The organism is Anaerofustis sp. NSJ-163, from assembly GCF_024135845.1.
GTDB classification, from domain to species: Bacteria; Bacillota; Clostridia; order Eubacteriales; family Anaerofustaceae; genus Anaerofustis; species Anaerofustis butyriciformans.
Genome location: NZ_JAMYJV010000002.1, coordinates 155,169 through 171,809 on the forward strand (window position 1 = coordinate 155,169; position 16,641 = coordinate 171,809).

18 protein-coding genes, 1 tRNA gene and 1 other annotated feature are annotated in these 16,641 nt (G+C 30.0%); of the genes, 9 read left to right on the forward strand and 10 right to left on the reverse strand.

What is annotated here, in order from left to right; all coding sequences use genetic code 11:
* Positions 1–7: 7 nt before the first annotated feature.
* The gene (locus M6G78_RS03100) at positions 8–796 is read left to right on the forward strand and encodes a PHP domain-containing protein (protein ID WP_253229582.1); all 789 of its coding nucleotides are present in this window, start codon (positions 8–10) and stop codon (positions 794–796) included.
* An 11-nt stretch (positions 797–807) separates the two neighbouring features.
* Here the strand turns inward: M6G78_RS03100 and M6G78_RS03105 are convergent, their stop codons facing one another.
* Positions 808–1,647, reverse strand: coding sequence for a MurR/RpiR family transcriptional regulator (locus tag M6G78_RS03105; RefSeq protein ID WP_138268776.1), 840 nt, complete (start codon positions 1,645–1,647; stop codon positions 808–810).
* Between the two features lie 153 nt (positions 1,648–1,800).
* Here M6G78_RS03105 and glpK point away from each other — a divergent pair, with 153 nt between their 5' ends.
* Positions 1,801–3,297, forward strand: a complete 1,497-nt coding sequence (gene glpK / locus M6G78_RS03110; RefSeq protein ID WP_138268775.1) for a glycerol kinase GlpK — start codon at positions 1,801–1,803, stop codon at positions 3,295–3,297.
* A 26-nt stretch (positions 3,298–3,323) separates the two neighbouring features.
* Here glpK and M6G78_RS03115 read toward each other — a convergent pair whose 3' ends face one another.
* The 4 genes from M6G78_RS03115 to M6G78_RS03130 all read right to left on the reverse strand — a co-directional run bounded on the left by M6G78_RS03115 (position 3,324) and on the right by M6G78_RS03130 (position 6,914).
* Complete coding sequence (locus M6G78_RS03115) at positions 3,324–4,103, reverse strand: ABC transporter ATP-binding protein (RefSeq protein ID WP_253229583.1); 780 nt, start codon at positions 4,101–4,103, stop codon at positions 3,324–3,326.
* Positions 4,100–4,978 (reverse strand): ABC transporter permease, encoded by an 879-nt coding sequence (locus M6G78_RS03120; protein WP_253229584.1) that lies wholly within the window; start codon positions 4,976–4,978, stop codon positions 4,100–4,102. The genes M6G78_RS03115 and M6G78_RS03120 overlap by 4 nt, the downstream gene beginning before the upstream one ends.
* A gap of 117 nt (positions 4,979–5,095) precedes the next feature.
* Positions 5,096–6,109, reverse strand: coding sequence for an ABC transporter substrate-binding protein (locus M6G78_RS03125; protein ID WP_371922819.1), 1,014 nt, complete (start codon positions 6,107–6,109; stop codon positions 5,096–5,098).
* Between the two features lie 63 nt (positions 6,110–6,172).
* Positions 6,173–6,416: a binding site (T-box leader), on the reverse strand.
* Between the two features lie 78 nt (positions 6,417–6,494).
* Positions 6,495–6,914: a hypothetical protein gene (locus tag M6G78_RS03130; protein ID WP_138268771.1), complete on the reverse strand. Its 420-nt coding sequence runs from the start codon at positions 6,912–6,914 to the stop codon at positions 6,495–6,497.
* A gap of 187 nt (positions 6,915–7,101) precedes the next feature.
* Here M6G78_RS03130 and M6G78_RS03135 point away from each other — a divergent pair, with 187 nt between their 5' ends.
* The 3 genes from M6G78_RS03135 (at position 7,102) to M6G78_RS03145 (ending at position 9,331) form a co-directional block, all read left to right on the forward strand.
* Positions 7,102–7,323: a hypothetical protein gene (locus M6G78_RS03135; RefSeq protein WP_138268770.1), complete on the forward strand. Its 222-nt coding sequence runs from the start codon at positions 7,102–7,104 to the stop codon at positions 7,321–7,323.
* A 102-nt stretch (positions 7,324–7,425) separates the two neighbouring features.
* Complete coding sequence (locus tag M6G78_RS03140) at positions 7,426–8,142, forward strand: GntR family transcriptional regulator (protein WP_253229585.1); 717 nt, start codon at positions 7,426–7,428, stop codon at positions 8,140–8,142.
* Between the two features lie 13 nt (positions 8,143–8,155).
* Positions 8,156–9,331, forward strand: a complete 1,176-nt coding sequence (locus M6G78_RS03145) for a sn-glycerol-1-phosphate dehydrogenase (RefSeq protein WP_253229586.1) — start codon at positions 8,156–8,158, stop codon at positions 9,329–9,331.
* A 22-nt stretch (positions 9,332–9,353) separates the two neighbouring features.
* Here M6G78_RS03145 and M6G78_RS03150 read toward each other — a convergent pair whose 3' ends face one another.
* Positions 9,354–10,118: a DeoR/GlpR family DNA-binding transcription regulator gene (locus tag M6G78_RS03150; RefSeq protein ID WP_138268767.1), complete on the reverse strand. Its 765-nt coding sequence runs from the start codon at positions 10,116–10,118 to the stop codon at positions 9,354–9,356.
* Between the two features lie 232 nt (positions 10,119–10,350).
* Here M6G78_RS03150 and M6G78_RS03155 point away from each other — a divergent pair, with 232 nt between their 5' ends.
* The 4 genes from M6G78_RS03155 (at position 10,351) to M6G78_RS03165 (ending at position 12,261) form a co-directional block, all read left to right on the forward strand.
* Positions 10,351–10,983 carry a ribulose-phosphate 3-epimerase gene (locus tag M6G78_RS03155; protein ID WP_253229587.1) on the forward strand — a complete coding sequence of 211 codons (633 nt, stop codon included), beginning with the start codon at positions 10,351–10,353 and terminating at the stop codon, positions 10,981–10,983.
* Between the two features lie 51 nt (positions 10,984–11,034).
* The gene (locus tag M6G78_RS10340) at positions 11,035–11,469 is read left to right on the forward strand and encodes a BtpA/SgcQ family protein (protein WP_347559325.1); all 435 of its coding nucleotides are present in this window, start codon (positions 11,035–11,037) and stop codon (positions 11,467–11,469) included.
* Complete coding sequence (locus M6G78_RS10345; protein WP_347559324.1) at positions 11,408–11,785, forward strand: BtpA/SgcQ family protein; 378 nt, start codon at positions 11,408–11,410, stop codon at positions 11,783–11,785. The genes M6G78_RS10340 and M6G78_RS10345 overlap by 62 nt, the downstream gene beginning before the upstream one ends.
* A 400-nt stretch (positions 11,786–12,185) precedes the next feature.
* Positions 12,186–12,261, forward strand: a tRNA-Lys gene (locus tag M6G78_RS03165).
* Between the two features lie 95 nt (positions 12,262–12,356).
* On the opposite strand, the gene atpD is transcribed toward M6G78_RS03165, so the two are convergent.
* The 4 genes from atpD to atpA are packed head-to-tail and all read right to left on the reverse strand — an operon-like array spanning position 12,357 to position 16,640.
* On the reverse strand, positions 12,357–13,763 hold the full coding sequence (atpD, locus tag M6G78_RS03170; RefSeq protein WP_138268765.1) for a F0F1 ATP synthase subunit beta: 1,407 nt from the start codon (positions 13,761–13,763) through the stop codon (positions 12,357–12,359).
* 31 nt (positions 13,764–13,794) lie between these two features.
* The gene (atpC, locus tag M6G78_RS03175; protein ID WP_138268764.1) at positions 13,795–14,235 is read right to left on the reverse strand and encodes an ATP synthase F1 subunit epsilon; all 441 of its coding nucleotides are present in this window, start codon (positions 14,233–14,235) and stop codon (positions 13,795–13,797) included.
* A gap of 12 nt (positions 14,236–14,247) precedes the next feature.
* The gene (atpG, locus tag M6G78_RS03180; protein WP_253229588.1) at positions 14,248–15,117 is read right to left on the reverse strand and encodes an ATP synthase F1 subunit gamma; all 870 of its coding nucleotides are present in this window, start codon (positions 15,115–15,117) and stop codon (positions 14,248–14,250) included.
* A gap of 14 nt (positions 15,118–15,131) precedes the next feature.
* The gene (gene atpA, locus M6G78_RS03185; protein WP_138268762.1) at positions 15,132–16,640 is read right to left on the reverse strand and encodes a F0F1 ATP synthase subunit alpha; all 1,509 of its coding nucleotides are present in this window, start codon (positions 16,638–16,640) and stop codon (positions 15,132–15,134) included.
* Position 16,641 lies beyond the last annotated feature (1 nt).

A 16,641-nucleotide genomic window follows, 5' to 3' on the forward strand; every position in this document is an offset into this window, starting at 1 on the left:
AGAAAAAATGAATTTAGATATACATACTCACGGTAAACTTGCAAAAAAATTACCCTTTTCACAAGAATATACAAAGTGGCTTTTTCAACAAGCAAAAAATAGTAATTTAGATGCAATCTGCTTAACAGAACATTTCAATACACTTGAATTTGATTCTTTATATAATTTTATTTCCCATATATGCAAAAAAGACAATGATACATTTATATATGATAATTTAAAAATATTTTGCGGAATGGAAATAGACATAAAAGAATCAGGACATATTTTAGCAATTTCAGATTTTGAAACGATTTTAAAATTAAACAAAAAATTAAAACCAAATATGAATAAAGATAATTTCCTCACTTTTGAAAATTTAATATCTCTTCTTAAATCTTATAATATAATTATAGGAGCAGCTCACCCTTACAGAAAAGGAAGCAATATACCATCTCTACCCCTTAAATTATTAAATCAACTTGATTTTATAGACTTAAATGGAAAAGATATTGCTTTAAATAAAGACTACACAATAAATAAAACAAAAGAATTAAGTGAAAAACTAAATATCAATTATATAGCAGGAAGTGATACTCATCAAGCAACTCAATATGGTTGTATTTATAACAGTATATTTGATGATATTAATACTATTGAACAATTAAAATATTCAATAAAAAATAATAAATATTCAATTAATATTTCTGAAAGTATAGATATACAAGTTGAGAGTGCAACATTATTAAAAAAATGTTTAAAGAAAATCTATTCTATGGGTGGAAATTATGTTGATGTTTTAGTATCGCCAAGATAAGTATGAAATACTTATCTTGGTATTTTATCTATATAATAATCTTTTAAGCAATGAAGTTCTTCCAATTTATTTATAACATCTTCTCCCATTTTATATGCCGTTAAAATTACCAAGCTATCTAAAAGAATAACAGGAGCAGCCATTGAATGATATTCATTAGGTTGTCCTCTATACACATTTACAACAAAGTCAACGCAATCTAATAACTTATCATGTTTTCTTCTGGTAAAAATTGCAGTTTTAAAGTAAACCTTCTTTGCATAAGATAAAATAACTTCAACTTCTTTTGATAAATTTTCAAAGGAAAAAATTATAACTAAATCATCTTTTCTAATATTAATTAAATCTTCAAACATTTCCGAGCCGCTTGAATTCATTATAATTACATTTTTCCCAAATCGTTTTAATCTAAATTTTAATAAATCACATAAACTTTTTGCAGCACCTTTACCATATAAAAAGATATTTTTAGAATCAATAATACTTTGTGAAATATTATCAATTACATTTAAATCAAGCATATCAAAAGTTTTATTAATGCAATTCTGTTGATATAAATAAAAAGAAGATATCGGATCATCAATATTTTTGTCTATAGATACTCTAATTTTTTCCCCGGGTGTCTTTTTTCCCAGATTACTTAAAATTGCATTCTTTAAAGATTTAAAATTTGAATATCCAGCATGCCTAACAAATCTAGAAATCGTTGCTTGAGAAATGTTTAAATCTTTTGAAATTTCACCAATTGTCATAAAAAAAATAGAATCTATATTATCATAAAAATAATCAATAATTCTTTCTTCTAATTTTGTATAATTTTTGTTCTTATCAAAAAATTTATATATATCCATTTTATATTACCTTTAATCATATTATTTTATATTATATCATTAAAATAAATATCTTAATATTATATTTACAAACTATTTACATAAAATTATTATATTGCTAAACGTATACATAATGAAGTATAATAGTATATATAAACATAAAGAGGTGAGCCTATGAAAAAATATATATTGGCAATCGACCAAGGTACAACAAGCTGTAGAACGATTTTATTTGATGAAAACGCAGACATAGTCAGTGTTGAACAAAGAGAATTCAAACAAATTTATCCAAAGGCAGGATATGTTGAGCATGACGCAATGGAAATATGGATGACACAATTGTTTACCATAAAACAATGTGTTCAAAAAGCTAATATAAATATTGATGATATTAAAGGAGTCGGTATAACTAATCAAAGAGAAACCACTGTTTTATGGGATAAAGATACAGGATACCCAATATATAACGCAATAGTATGGCAGTGCAGAAGAACTGCAGATATATGCGAAGACCTAAGAGAAAAAGGTCTTGAACAACATATAATAAATACAACAGGACTTAAGATTGATGCTTATTTCTCTGCAACAAAAATTAAATGGATTTTAGATAATGTCGAGGGAGCAAGAAAGAAAGCCGAAGAAGGGAAAATTCTTTTTGGAACCATTGATACATGGCTTATATACAATCTAACAAAAGGAAAAGTACATGCAACAGACTACACAAATGCATCAAGAACAATGCTTTATGATATCCATAATCTAAAATGGGATGAAAAAATAATGGAAGCTTTAGATATTCCTAAAAATATCTTACCTGAAGTTGTTAATAGCAGTGGGATAATTGGATATATGGATAAAGAAATTTTAGGAAAAGAAATTCCTATTGCAGGCGTTGCAGGAGATCAACAATCTGCCCTATTCGGTCAAGGATGCTACAATATAGGAGAAGCAAAAAATACATACGGTACAGGACTATTCCTACTTATGAATACAGGAGAAGAACCAATAAAATCTCATAACGGACTTTTAACAACTATCGCTTATGGTATTGACGGAAAAATCACTTATGCCCTTGAAGGAAGCGTATTTATTGGAGGAGCTGTTGTTCAGTGGCTAAGAGATGAACTTGGTATGATTCAAACAGCAGCAGAAACATATCAAATCGCAACAAGTGTAAATGATACTAATGGTGTATATATAGTGCCTGCATTTACAGGTCTTGGAGCTCCTTATTGGGATATGTATGCAAAAGGAATTATAACCGGAATTACAAGAGGAGCAAAAAAAGCGCATATTGTAAGAGCAGCTCTTGAAAGCATCTGTTATCAAACAAAAGATCTCCTTGATGCAATAGAAGATGACAGTAAGATTCCTCTAAAAGAACTTATGGTTGACGGAGGTGCTTGTCAAAACGACTTTATAATGCAGTTCCAATCAGATATACTAAACTGCCCTGTAAACAAACCAAACTGCATAGAATCTACAGCAATGGGAGCAGCATTCCTTGCTGGACTTGCAACAGGAGTATGGAATAGTGAAAAAGAATTAAAAGAAGTAAGAAAAACAAGCAAACTTTTTAATAGTGAAATAACAGAAGAGAAAAGAAAAGAATTATATGCAGGCTGGAAACATTCTGTAAAAATGTGTTTAACAAAAAAAGATGAAATATAAAAAAAGACCTTATATAAGGTCTTTTTTTATATTGAATTTCCAAGTTCAATGCTTATTTCATTAAATTTAGAAAGAAGATCATCTATATCTATATTTTCTTTTTCTTCCCCTGCTTTATCAATAATCACATTACCTTTATGCATCATTAAAATTCTATTTCCATATTCAGTAGCAAAACGAAGATTATGAGTTACCATTATTGTAGTTATCTTCTTTTCTTTTACAATCTCATCTGTAAATTTCATTATAAGTTCAGCAGTTTTAGGATCAAGCGCAGCTGTATGCTCATCTAAAATTAAGAATTTTATATCTGACATTGTTGTCATTAAAAGAGCCATTGCCTGTCTTTGCCCTCCTGATAATGCACCAACTTTCGTATCTAGCATATTTTCAAGTCCAAGGTTTAATCTAGACAAAAGATCTTTATAATAATTTACTCTCTTCTTATTTGTCCCCATTCCAAGCCCATAAGATTTTCCTTTATTATCAGCTAAGGACATATTTTCAAGTATAGTCATGCTTGGACAAGTTCCCATTGACGGATCTTGATATACTCTTCCTATTTTTCTACTTCTTATATATTCTTTTTGTTTTGTTATATCTTCATTATCTAATATAATTTTACCATTTTCAGGTTCTAAACTTCCACATATTAAGTTTAATACCGTAGTTTTTCCTGAACCGTTACTTCCTATAACAGAAATAAAATCACCATCATTTATGTTTAAATTAAAATCTTTAAATAAACATATTTCATTTATTGTTCCAATATTAAAATACTTATCTATATGTTCAAGTTTTATCATGATTTCACCTTCTTCTTCCTATCCATGCTGAATACTAAAATAACAAAGAATAAAACAGCCGTTACAAGTTTCAAATCAGAAGCTTCAAGTCCACATTCAATAGCTATTGCAACACATGCCTTATAAATAACAGAACCTAAAACAACTGCGGTAGTTGCTTTTAACTTATTTGTTTTAAAAACATTCATACCTATAATTACGCTTGCAAGACCTATAACGATTGTTCCCGTTCCCATTGTAATTTCAAAAAATCTTTGTTGCTGACACATTACACTTCCAGCAAGAGCAACAAGCCCATTTGCAAGAGCAAGCCCAATTATCTTTGTTATTCCACTGTCTTTTGCAAGAGAAGTAACTATTTTTTCATTATCCCCTACTGCTCTTAATAAATATCCTGATTTTGTTTTTAAATATAAATCAAGTAATAATTTAGCAATTAAAAGTATAATAAAAACTACTATAACTGTTTTAAACTGCGATATGGAATCAGGGAAAATACCGTTTATAAAATCATTATCAAAAATAGTTTTATAATTAAAAATAGGAACATTTGCCACTCCACCGGCTATTCGTAAATTTATAGTATATAAAGCTGTCATCATAATAATACCTGAAAGCAAGTCCCTTACTTTAAACTTTACGTGTATTATACCCGTAAGCACTCCGGCTAAAGCTCCCCCAAGTAGAGAAATTATTAAAGTTACATAAGGATTAACTCCCATTGTAATAAGCACCGCAGTAATTGCAGCCCCAAGGGGAAAAGTTCCGTCAACGGACAAATCCGGAAAATCCAAAATTTTATATGTAATATATACACCAAGCCCCATTATTGCATATATAAAGCCCTGTTCAAAAATACTAAGTAATAAATCCAAAACACTCTCCTCTTTTCTTAAAATGTATAAATATGAAATTAAATATTAATCTTATATTTATAAACTTTTATAGTTTGCCATATATAAGAAAACTTATATATGGCAATTAAATTATTATTATTCTTCAGAAGCAACACTATCAAAAGTTTGTGAAGCACTTGATTTTACACTATCAGGAATTGTTATTCCAAGATCAGATGCAACTTTTGTATTTATAACAATTTCGCCAGCATTAAATGTTTCAAATTCCATATCTTTTGCCGTAGCTTCACCTTTTAATATTTTTGCAGCCATTTTTCCTGTTTGGTTTCCAAGTTTTACATAATCAATACCAACACAAGCAATACAACCATTTTTTATTTGTTCAACTTCAGAACCGAAAACTGGAATTTTCGCTTTGTTTGCTTTATCTAAAATTGTTGGAAGATTGCTTACAACAGTATTATCAGTTAAATTTGTTATACAATCAACTTTTTTAAGTAAACTGTCTGTTGCCATAGGAATATCAGCAGAAGAGCTTATACCTTGTGTAACAATAGTTATTCCATATTTTGAAGCTGCATTTTCATATGCTTCAATACCTGACTGTGAATTAACTTCACTTGTACTGTAAAGAATTCCTACATTTTTAACATCAGGCATCATATCTTTTATTAATTTTAATTGTTCGTCTGCCAAAATCAAATCAGATGTACCTGTTATATTTCCAACATTTTTATTATTATCGTCTACAAATCCAGCAAGTTTTGGAGATGTAACAGCTGTGTAAACAACGGGAATATCCTTATCTTTAGTTGCGTTATATGCACTTTGTGCACTTGGTGTTGCTATTGCACAAATAAGATCATAATCTTTTGAAGCAAAACTTGATGCAATTTGATTATCAGTTGCCATATCTGAACCTGAGTTTTTATATGTAACTGTTAAATTCTTTCCTTCTTCAATTCCTTCTTCTTTTAAACCTTGTAAAAAACCTTCTCTGCAGTTATCCAAAGAACCGTGATTTGCAAATTGTAAAATACCTATTTCATAATTTCCGTCACTTGATCCTGATGAATTACCACATCCTGCAAGCACTCCTGCCATACACATTAAACTTAGTCCGACCATTAATACTTTTTTCATGTTCATTTGTCTTTCCTCTCTTTATTAAAAATTTTTATTTTTAATATAGAAAAAGCCTCAAGCAATTTTGCTTGAGGCGAAATATCCGCGTTGCCACTCAAATTGACATATATAATATGCCCACTCAAATTCGTATACCATCATATACGCCCTTTATGATAACGGGTCGGGTGCCCGATGGCCCATACTTTTTTCATTTCAAAGCCACCCTCAAAAGTCCATTCAACAAGGAAATCATGCTATAATCTCACCGTCTTATAACTCTCTGTAAATCATTCTTATCTTGTCTACTACTCTTTCTCTACGGTTTTCTATATTAATGTTGTTTTGATGATACTACCTTTTAAAAGAATTGTCAATAGTTTTTTGAAAATTTAGACAATATTAAAATTTATTCTTTTATAAATAAAGGCGGCGTAATTGGTGGAATTCGACCAAATGCAGACAAAATTTGAGAAATTAAAAGAGAAACTGTACAAATTGAACAGCTTAAAAAGAAATCCTCATTTTCGAGTATCACTTTTTTCAAATCCTCTTGTTTTATTTTAGATAGAAAAACAATTGTATTATCAAATTCTTTCTTAACCTTAAATGTAATCAAAACGCTTATTTCAAGGAACAATTCATCAAGGTCCAATTCAATAAGACTTCTTGTAAATTCTATGGTTAACATTTTATCATTTACATCAATAATTTCTATATGGTCATTTATTTTAAAATCCACATCAAAACCAATTTCGGGATTTTCAAAATTAATGCTGCTTAATTCACTTATTTCATTTTCTTCAAAATAATCAACAAAATTATTCAACTTTATCTCCTTAAAAATTTATAGGTTTATTATATCAAAAAAAGACAAATCTTTAATATAAAAAGTCATATAATTTTATAACAATAATAAAATCTCACAATAATAATTTTTAATTATCAGATAACATACAATTAAATTACAAAAAGAAATGATAACATATGTATATAAATATTAAAGGAGTGATGAGATGGATACATATATAAAAGCGACCATTGATGCAAGAAAAAATTTAATATTTAATCATTGCTATAATAGCAAAATAAAAAAATTTACTGATTTTTTATTTGAAAAAATAGAAAAAATGGCCGAAAATTGTAAAAATGTTGAAGAATTTGAAAACAAATTTTTAGAAAGTAAACTATGTGACAGATATAGATATATATATGAAAAAACCAATAATATAAAATAATTAAAAGTATATCCACTGGATATACTTTTTTTATTGACTTTTTTTATTTCTTGATATAATATATAATTATAATATATCCACTGGGTATATAAAGGAGGTAAAATGAGCAAAGAACCTTTATATAAAAAAATAAAAGAAGAATTAATAACAGACTTTAAAAACTTAGGATATTATTCAATATTACCAAGCGAAAGAGAACTTTGTGAAAAATATAACGTCAGCAGGCCTACAATAAAATCTGCATTAAAACTTATTGAAGAAGAAGGATTAATAGAAAAACGAGAGCGAAAAGGTACTTTCTATTTAGGCAATAGCCCTTATATAGACCATCAACTTACTTCAACATTAGGTTTTTACAGTGATGCAAAACTTCAAGGCAAGGAAATAAAAAGTAAAGTTTTATTTCAAAACATATGGAAAGCTGATGAATATATTGCAAAAAAATTAAATATAAATGAAGGTGATGAAGTTTTTAAACTGGAAAGACAAAGATATATAGACAATGAATTATTCTCCCTTACAACATCTTACTTATTAAAAAAATATGCAAAATATTTAATGAAAGAAGATTTTACAAATGCATCTTTATATAAAACATTATCAAATATAGGCATAATACCTTATAAGGGAAAACAGGAACTAGTAATAATTAAAGCTGATGAATACGATGCAATGCATTTAGACATTAAATTAAATGATCCAATAAGTTTATTAAAATCAACAACTTATACAATAACAAATGAACCAATCGAATATGTCGAAGCAAAATCAAACGCATACAAAACAAGATACGAAATGGAAGTATACCATAGAAAATAAAAAGGAGATTAAAATGAAAGATATATTAGAAATGAGTATAAATGAAATGTCAAACCTAAGTTTTGATTGTAAATGTGGAAAACACCATACTTTGAACATACACGATATATGTATAAAAGAAAATGCAATAAAAGAACTTGATAGAATAATATCACCTTTTAAAGATAATAAGATATTTGTTTTTAGTGATACAAATACATTTAACGCCGCAGGAAAAGAAACGTTAAATGAACTAGATAAAAACAATTATAATTATAAAAACTTTGTAATTGAAACAGGAGAAGAAATATTAATCCCTGATGAAAAAGTTGTTGGCAGACTTTTTATGGAAATGGACAACGATACAAAAATTATTATAGCCATAGGAAGCGGAACCATAAACGATATTGGTAAATTTTTATCCGTAAAAACAGGTATTCCATATATAATTATATGCACGGCTCCTTCAATGGACGGTTATGCATCAGACGGCGCTCCTCTTATATGTAACGGAATGAAAATATCTTTTAATGCAACTTTAGCTTATGCAATCATAGGAGATATAAACATAATGAAAAATGCTCCAATGAAACTTATAAGAGCCGGATATGGAGATATAATAGGTAAAATAACTGCTTTAATGGACTGGGAATTATCAAAAGAAATAAACGATGAATACTACTGCGAAACCTGTATTCAATTAACAAAAGAAGCTGTTCAAAAAACAATTAACAGCGCTGATAAATTAAAAGACAGAGATGAAAATGCAATAAAATACTTAATTGAAGCCCTTACACTTACAGGAGTTGCAATGGGACTTGTTGGTGTTTCTCGTCCTGCATCAGGAGCAGAACATATGCTTTCACATTATTGGGAAGTAGATTTTATAAAAAATAATAGATTTCCTGAGCTACATGGAATAAAAGTAGGAATTGCCACTCCAATTGTTTCAAAAATGTTTTATTTATTAAAAGATATAATACCTAACAATATAATGGAAAATGTTTATACTCCAGAAGATATAGAAAATATGTTAAAAATAATGGGAAATCCGGTTTTACCAAAAGATATCGGAATAGATAAAAATCTATTTTATGAAAGCATGTTAAACTGTCATAAAATAAGAGAACGTTACAGTGTATTCAAATTTGCATTAGACAGAGGAAAACTTGAAGAATGTGCAAAAATAATCATTGATGAGATATATTAAAAAAGCGCCATAAGGCACTTTTTTAAACCCTTATAATATTAATTTCATTCTCAATATATTCTTTATATATATTTTCATCAAGCTCTTTTCCTGTTATTATTATATCAATGTCTTTTAATCCACAAACAGAAGCAAAAGCATTTTTTTCAAATTTTGAATGATCACATAACAAAATTTTCTGTCTTGCTTTTTTTATTCCCAGATTTTTTATGGAAACTTCTTCCATATTTGTTATCATGCATCCCCCATCCAAACTTATTGCATCAAAACTCATAAATGATATATCTACCCTAAGAGAATTTAAGTTTTGCTCTGTTAAAAAACCGGAAACAGTATAAAAACCATGTCGTAAAACGCCGCCTGCAATTATAACTTGCATATTTTTAGCACCTGATAAATTGGAAGCAATTTTTAAATCATTTGTAATAACCTGAATATCTTTATAATCATTCATAAAAGATGTCATTTCAGTTACAGTCGTGCTTGAATCCATAAAAATAGTTTGATTTGTATTAATAAAACCCAAAGCTGTTTTGGCAATTCTTATTTTTTCTTCTGTATTATGTGATTTCTTTTCATAATATGGCATTTCAAAACTACTGCCTTGATTAATTTTACTTACCCCTCCTCTTGTTACATTTAATTTCCCTTGAATATTCAAGTCTTTCAAATCTCTGTAAATAGTTGCTCTGGAAACATCGAGAATTTTTTCAAGCTCATTTACGCTAACATAACCTCTCTGATCCACTATTTCCAATATCCTATCAAATCTTTCAATTTGTATCATAATCTTACCTACTTTATTATTTTATATTATTTTCTCAAATTATATCATTAAATGATTTTCTTTTCAACCCATAAAACCCTTTATTTAAAAGCTTATCAATTTACATATATAATTACTTAAAGTAATATTTATGATACAAAATGATAAATTTTAATATTTTTTGTATCAAACTATTGCATTTATTCTCATGATGTGTTATATTCTACTCAAGAAATAGGAAAGGAGAAAGAAAATGAAATTAAATCCTTCAATAGCCTCTTCTAACACATTAAATATAAAAGAAGAACTTGATAAATTAAAAGAATGGCCTTTACTTCATCTTGACATTGAAGACAGTAGTTTTAGCCCAAACATAACATTTGGAATAAAAATGGCAAAATTAATATCAAAATATGCACCTGAAAAAGAGATTGATACACACCTTGTTGTAAAAGAACCTCTTCAATTTGTTGAAAATTTGTCAAAATTAAATATAAAATCTATAAGCTGCCATATAGAACCTTTATTATACCCTTTGGAATTTATCAATCTTGCAAAAAAATGCAAATTTGAAAATATAGGTTTTGCATTAAACATATCTACACCTATAAGTTATTTAAAACCTTTTTTAAATGATATAAATTATATAATTTTAATGACTGCAGAGCCTGATAATAAAGGAGTGACTTTTTATGAACCTGTAATCGAAAAAATAAAAGAAGCAAAGGAAGTCCTACCTTCTCACGTAAAGATATGGGTAGACGGAGGACTATCAAAAGAAACAATAGAAAAAATAAAAGATCTTGATATAGATACAGCCGTTGTAGGAAGATATGTTTTTTCAAGTGAAAATTATATAAACGCATTAGAAGAATACTCTTCTTAAAATATATGCAAATAAAACTTTAATCCAATTAAATACTAAGGAGGAAATAAAATGAGTTGGACAAAAGAAATCTTTAATGTAGAAAAACCTATTATTGCAATGTGCCATTTACCTGCACTTCCATCAGATCCCGGATTTGATAAAGAAGGAGGAATGGAAAAAGTAATCGAAAAAGCCAGAAGAGAATTTTTAGCACTACAAGATGGAGGAGTAGACGGTGTAATGTTCTCAAATGAATTCAGTTTACCATATTTAACAAAAGTAGAAACTCCCACTGTAGCGGCTATGGCTTACATAATAGGAAGATTAATGCCTGATATAAAAATACCTTATGGTGTGAACTGTTTATGGGATCCCATTGCATCTCTTGATTTAGCAGTATCTGTCGGCGCTAAGTTTATAAGAGAAATCATAAGCGGTGTTTATGCTTCTGACTTTGGGCTTTGGAACACAAATGCAGGGGAAAACTGTAAGACACCAATATAAAATCGGCGCAGAAAACGTTAAACTTCTTTATAATATTGTTCCGGAAGCAGCTGTATATTTAGCTGAAAGACCTATTGAGTCAATAGCAAAATCTACCGTATTTAACCATAAACCTGATGCACTTTGCGTTTCTGGACTTACGGCAGGCTCTCCAACAGATACGCAAACATTAATGAAAGTTAAAAATGCAGTACCTGATACAACAGTTTTATGTAATACAGGATGTAACAAAAATAATATAATTGAACAACTAAAACATGCAGATGGTGCTGTTGTTGCAACAACATTCAAAGTTGACGGTAAATTCGAAAATTAAGTAGACGGACAAAGAGTAAAAGAGTTTATGGATATCGTTAAAGAATACAGAAAAACATTATAAAACAAAAGTTCTATGTTATAAAACATAGGACTTTTGCATATACAAAATAAAAATAAATTTAACAAACAATGAAAAATCTGATATATATTAAATATACTACATTCATGCATAAGAAAAACATCCTTAAACTTGGTAAAAAAACTTCATTCGAAGCAAAACATTTCACGGTCATAAAAAAACTGAAAAATCTAATTTAACAATTTTAAAACTTTATTTAATCTTAGGTTACAATATTATAGGAAAAAAAATATTTAGCTCTTCCTCTTTTAAATATTTTATATTTGTAAATTATTGACTTTTTTATCATACTTTATTATAATAATAAAGCATGATAAATGGTCCGTTAGCTCAGCTGGCAGAGCACCTGACTCTTAATCAGGGTGTCCAGGGTTCGATCCCCTGACGGATCACCATTTTTGAAATTTAAGCCTTAAGATATTCTTAAGGCTTTTTTATTTATTGCAATAAAAAAATACATTTATGAAAATCATAAATGTATTTTTTTTTATTATTCAGTTTCTTCAATTTCTTTTGCTTTTTTAACTGCATCATCAATTGTTCCAACAAGTAAAAATGCAGCTTCAGGTAAATCATCATGTTTACCTTGTAAGATTTCTTTAAAGCCTCTAAGAGTTTCTGAAATAGGAACATATGCTCCTTGTAAACCTGTAAATTGTTCAGCAACATGGAATGGTTGAGATAAGAATCTTTCAATTTTTCTTGCTCTTCCAACAATAAGTTTATCTTCTTCGCTTAATTCTTCCATACCTAAAATTGCAATGATATCTTGAAGTTCTTTGTATCTTTGAAGTATTTCTTGAACTCCTCTTGCAATTTGATAATGTTCTTCACCAACTACTTTTGGATCCAAAATTCTACTTGTTGATTCAAGAGGGTCAACAGCAGGATAAATACCTTTTTCACTGATTGCTCTTGAAAGTACAGTTGTAGCATCCAAGTGAGCGAATGTTGTTGCAGGAGCAGGGTCTGTTAAGTCATCGGCAGGTACGTATACCGCTTGAACCGATGTAATTGAACCATTCTTTGTAGATGTGATTCTTTCTTGTAATGCACCCATTTCTGTAGCAAGTGTTGGTTGATAACCTACGGCTGAAGGCATTCTACCAAGTAAAGCAGAAACTTCACTACCGGCTTGAGTAAATCTAAAGATGTTATCAATGAATAAAAGTACATCTTGATTTTCTTCATCTCTAAAATATTCTGCCATAGTAAGCCCTGTTAAAGCAACTCTCATTCTTGCTCCAGGAGGCTCATTCATCTGACCAAAGCATAATGAAGTTTTTTCCAAAACTCCTGAATCTTTCATTTCATAATATAGGTCGTTTCCTTCTCTTGTTCTTTCACCTACACCGGCAAAAACAGAAAGACCACCATGTTCTGTGGCAATATTACTGATAAGTTCTTGGATTAATACAGTTTTACCAACTCCGGCACCACCGAATAAACCGATTTTACCACCCTTTGTGTAAGGACAAATTAAGTCTACAACTTTAATTCCTGTTTCAAATACTTCAGGAACAGTTTGTTGTTGTTCAAAAGATGGTGGATCTCTATGAATTGGAGAAAGTTTAACTCCATCCATATCCATTTCTTTTCCATCTATTGGTTGTCCTAAAACATTAACCATTCTGCCTAATGTTTTTTCTCCTACCGGAACCATAATAGGATTACCGGTAGCAGTAGCTTCCATTCCTCTGATTAGCCCGTCAGTTGTATCCATAGCAATACATCTTACTGTATTGTCCCCGATATGTTCGCTAACTTCGATGATTAATTCTTCACCGTGATTATCAATTTTGATAGCTTCGTTTAATTTAGGTAATTCTCCGTCGTTAAACTGAACATCAACAACCGGTCCTACAACTTGGACTATTTTTCCTTTTATATTTTCCATAGGACTTTTTTGTCTCCTTTAATTCATGTGACTAATATTTCTTATGTCTAGAAATACCTTCATACGTATTTGCTAAATCTATTCTTACTAAAGCTTTCTTTAACTTATGTTCTGCATGAACAAATTCTTGACGGTTATATTTGCTTGAATGAAGTTTTTCTTCAGCTCTTCTTCTAGCTTCTTCAGCTCTTTTTACGTCAACTTCTTCAGGCCATAAAGCATCGTCTGTTACAACAAGGATTTTATTGTTTTCTATTAAAACAGTTCCTCCAAACAATGTCGCCTCTTGCCTTTCACCTTCTAAATTTGTTATATGCATTATTCCAATATCAGCAACAGTCATTGTAGGCACGTGATTACGCAGCACTGTCATTTCTCCGCTTGTAGCTCTAAAAGTAAATTTCTCTACATAATCTTTATAAAAAGTCCTTGTAGGAGTTGCAATTTCTAAATGTAAATTTTCATCATTCATTGTTTTTCTCCTTTACTTCAAGGCTTCTGCACCTGAAACTATTTCTATAAGTTCATTTGTAATACTTGACTGTCTGGCTGAATTGTATCTTATTTCAAGTTCATCTAAAAGCTCGTTTGCATTGTCTGTAGCTGCACTCATTGCCATTCTTCTTGATGCTTCTTCACCAGCATGATTTTCAATCATGGCACCATAAAGAAGACTTGTTATATATTGAGGAACTAATTCTTCCAATAATTCCTCTCCACCCGGCTCTATGACTAATTCACTTTTAACATCAGTGCCGTCGCTGTTCTTCGCTTTTCTTGATATAGGAAGAACTTTTGCACTTAATACACCTTGAGATACAACTGAGTTGAATTTAGAATAAATCATTCTTACCCCTCTGACATCTTTATTGCTGCTGTAAAGATTAATTACTGTACCGATAATCTTTTTAGCAACACCGTAGTTAGGGTCATCGCTTATTCCAATATATTCACCTACAACATCATAACCGTTTTTCTTAAAATAGTCGGCACCCTTTGCACCAAGTGCAAAAATATATGCATCTTCTTTTTTATCGCCTATTTGACTTACAGTTTCTTTAATAACATTAGAGTTAAAACCGCCGGCAAGCCCTTTATCACCGCTTAAAACAATATATATTATTTTATGAGCATCATCTCTTACATTAAAATATAAATTGTTTATGTGAGAAGTATATTTTGCTATTCTAAGAAGAAGTTGATATGTTGCATCTGTATAATGACTTCTGCTTATAGCTCTTTCTTTTGCTTTTCTAAGTTTTGAACTTGCAACAAGTTCCATTGCTTTAGTTATTTGCTTTGTACTTGACACACTTTTTATTCTTCTTTTAATGTCTGCCATATTTTCAGCCATAACTCATAGCTCCTTTATATTCGACCAGTTAGAAAAATATCTTTATAGTCGTTAATTAATTTTGTCAATTCTTCAGTTAATTGATCATCAAATCCTTTTGCAACTTTTAATTTTTCTAAAGTACTAGCTGCATTTGTATGTGCATATTCAACTAATCCTTTTTCAAAGTCTTTGATATCATCAACTTTAACATCTCTTGCAAAGTTATTTGTAATAGCATAAATAACAAGTATTTGTTCTTCTACTTTCATAGGAGAATATTGCTCTTGCTTTAACATTTCAACAATTCTCTTCCCTTTTTCAAGACTTGCCTTTGTTGACTTATCAAGATCAGAACCGAATTGTGCGAATGAAGCAAGTTCTCTGTATTGTGCATACTCTATTCTAAGAGGTCCGCCAACTTTTTTCATTGTTGTAATTTGTGCATCTCCCCCAACCCTTGAAACTGAAATACCAGGGTTTACAGCAGGTCTTACACCGGCATGGAAAAGTTCACTTTCAAGGAATATTTGTCCGTCTGTAATTGAAATTACGTTAGTTGGAATATATGCTGAAATATCCCCTGCTTGTGTTTCAATAATAGGAAGAGCAGTTATTGAACCGCCTTTTTCAAGTCTTGCAGCTCTTTCCAAAAGTCTTGAATGCAAATAGAATACATCCCCTGGATAAGCTTCCCTTCCAGGTGGTCTACGAAGTAGTAATGTCATTGAACGATAAGCCACCGCATGTTTACTTAAATCATCGTAAACTATTAATACATCTTTTCCTTTATCCATAAAATATTCTGCAATTGCACATCCTGAATAAGGAGAAAGATATTGAAGCGGTGCCATTTCACTGGCTGTGGCACATACTACTGTTGTATAATCCATTGCACCGTATTCTTCAAGTGTTCCTACAATTTGCGCTACTGTACTTGCTTTTTGTCCGATAGCAACATATACACAAATTACGTCTTCATCTTTTTGATTTAAAATTGTATCAACTGCTAAAGCAGTTTTACCTGTTTGTCTATCACCAATGATAAGTTCTCTTTGTCCTCTTCCGATTGGAATTAAAGAGTCAATGGCTTTATAACCTGTTTGTAGCGGTACACTTACTTTTTTTCTTTCAATTACACCGCTGGCTTTTACATCGGCTCTTCTGTATTCTTCAGCTATGATATTTCCTTTACCGTCAATAGGTTCACCAAGAGCATTTACAACTCTTCCGATAACACCTTCTCCTACAGGTACACTCATAATTTTACCTGTACATTTTACAGTGTCTCCCTCTACGATATTTGTATCATCACCAAGCAGAACACAACCAACATTGTCTTCTTCAAGGTTTAAAACCATACCATAAACATCACCAGGGAACAAAATAAGTTCACCCATCATTGCGCCATCTAAACCATGAACTCTGGCGATACCATCACCAACACTTAAGATAGTACCTACTGAAGTAGTTTCTATTTTTTGGTCATAGTTTTTAATTTGGTCTTTTATAATTCTACTGATTTCTTCGGGTTTTAAATTCATT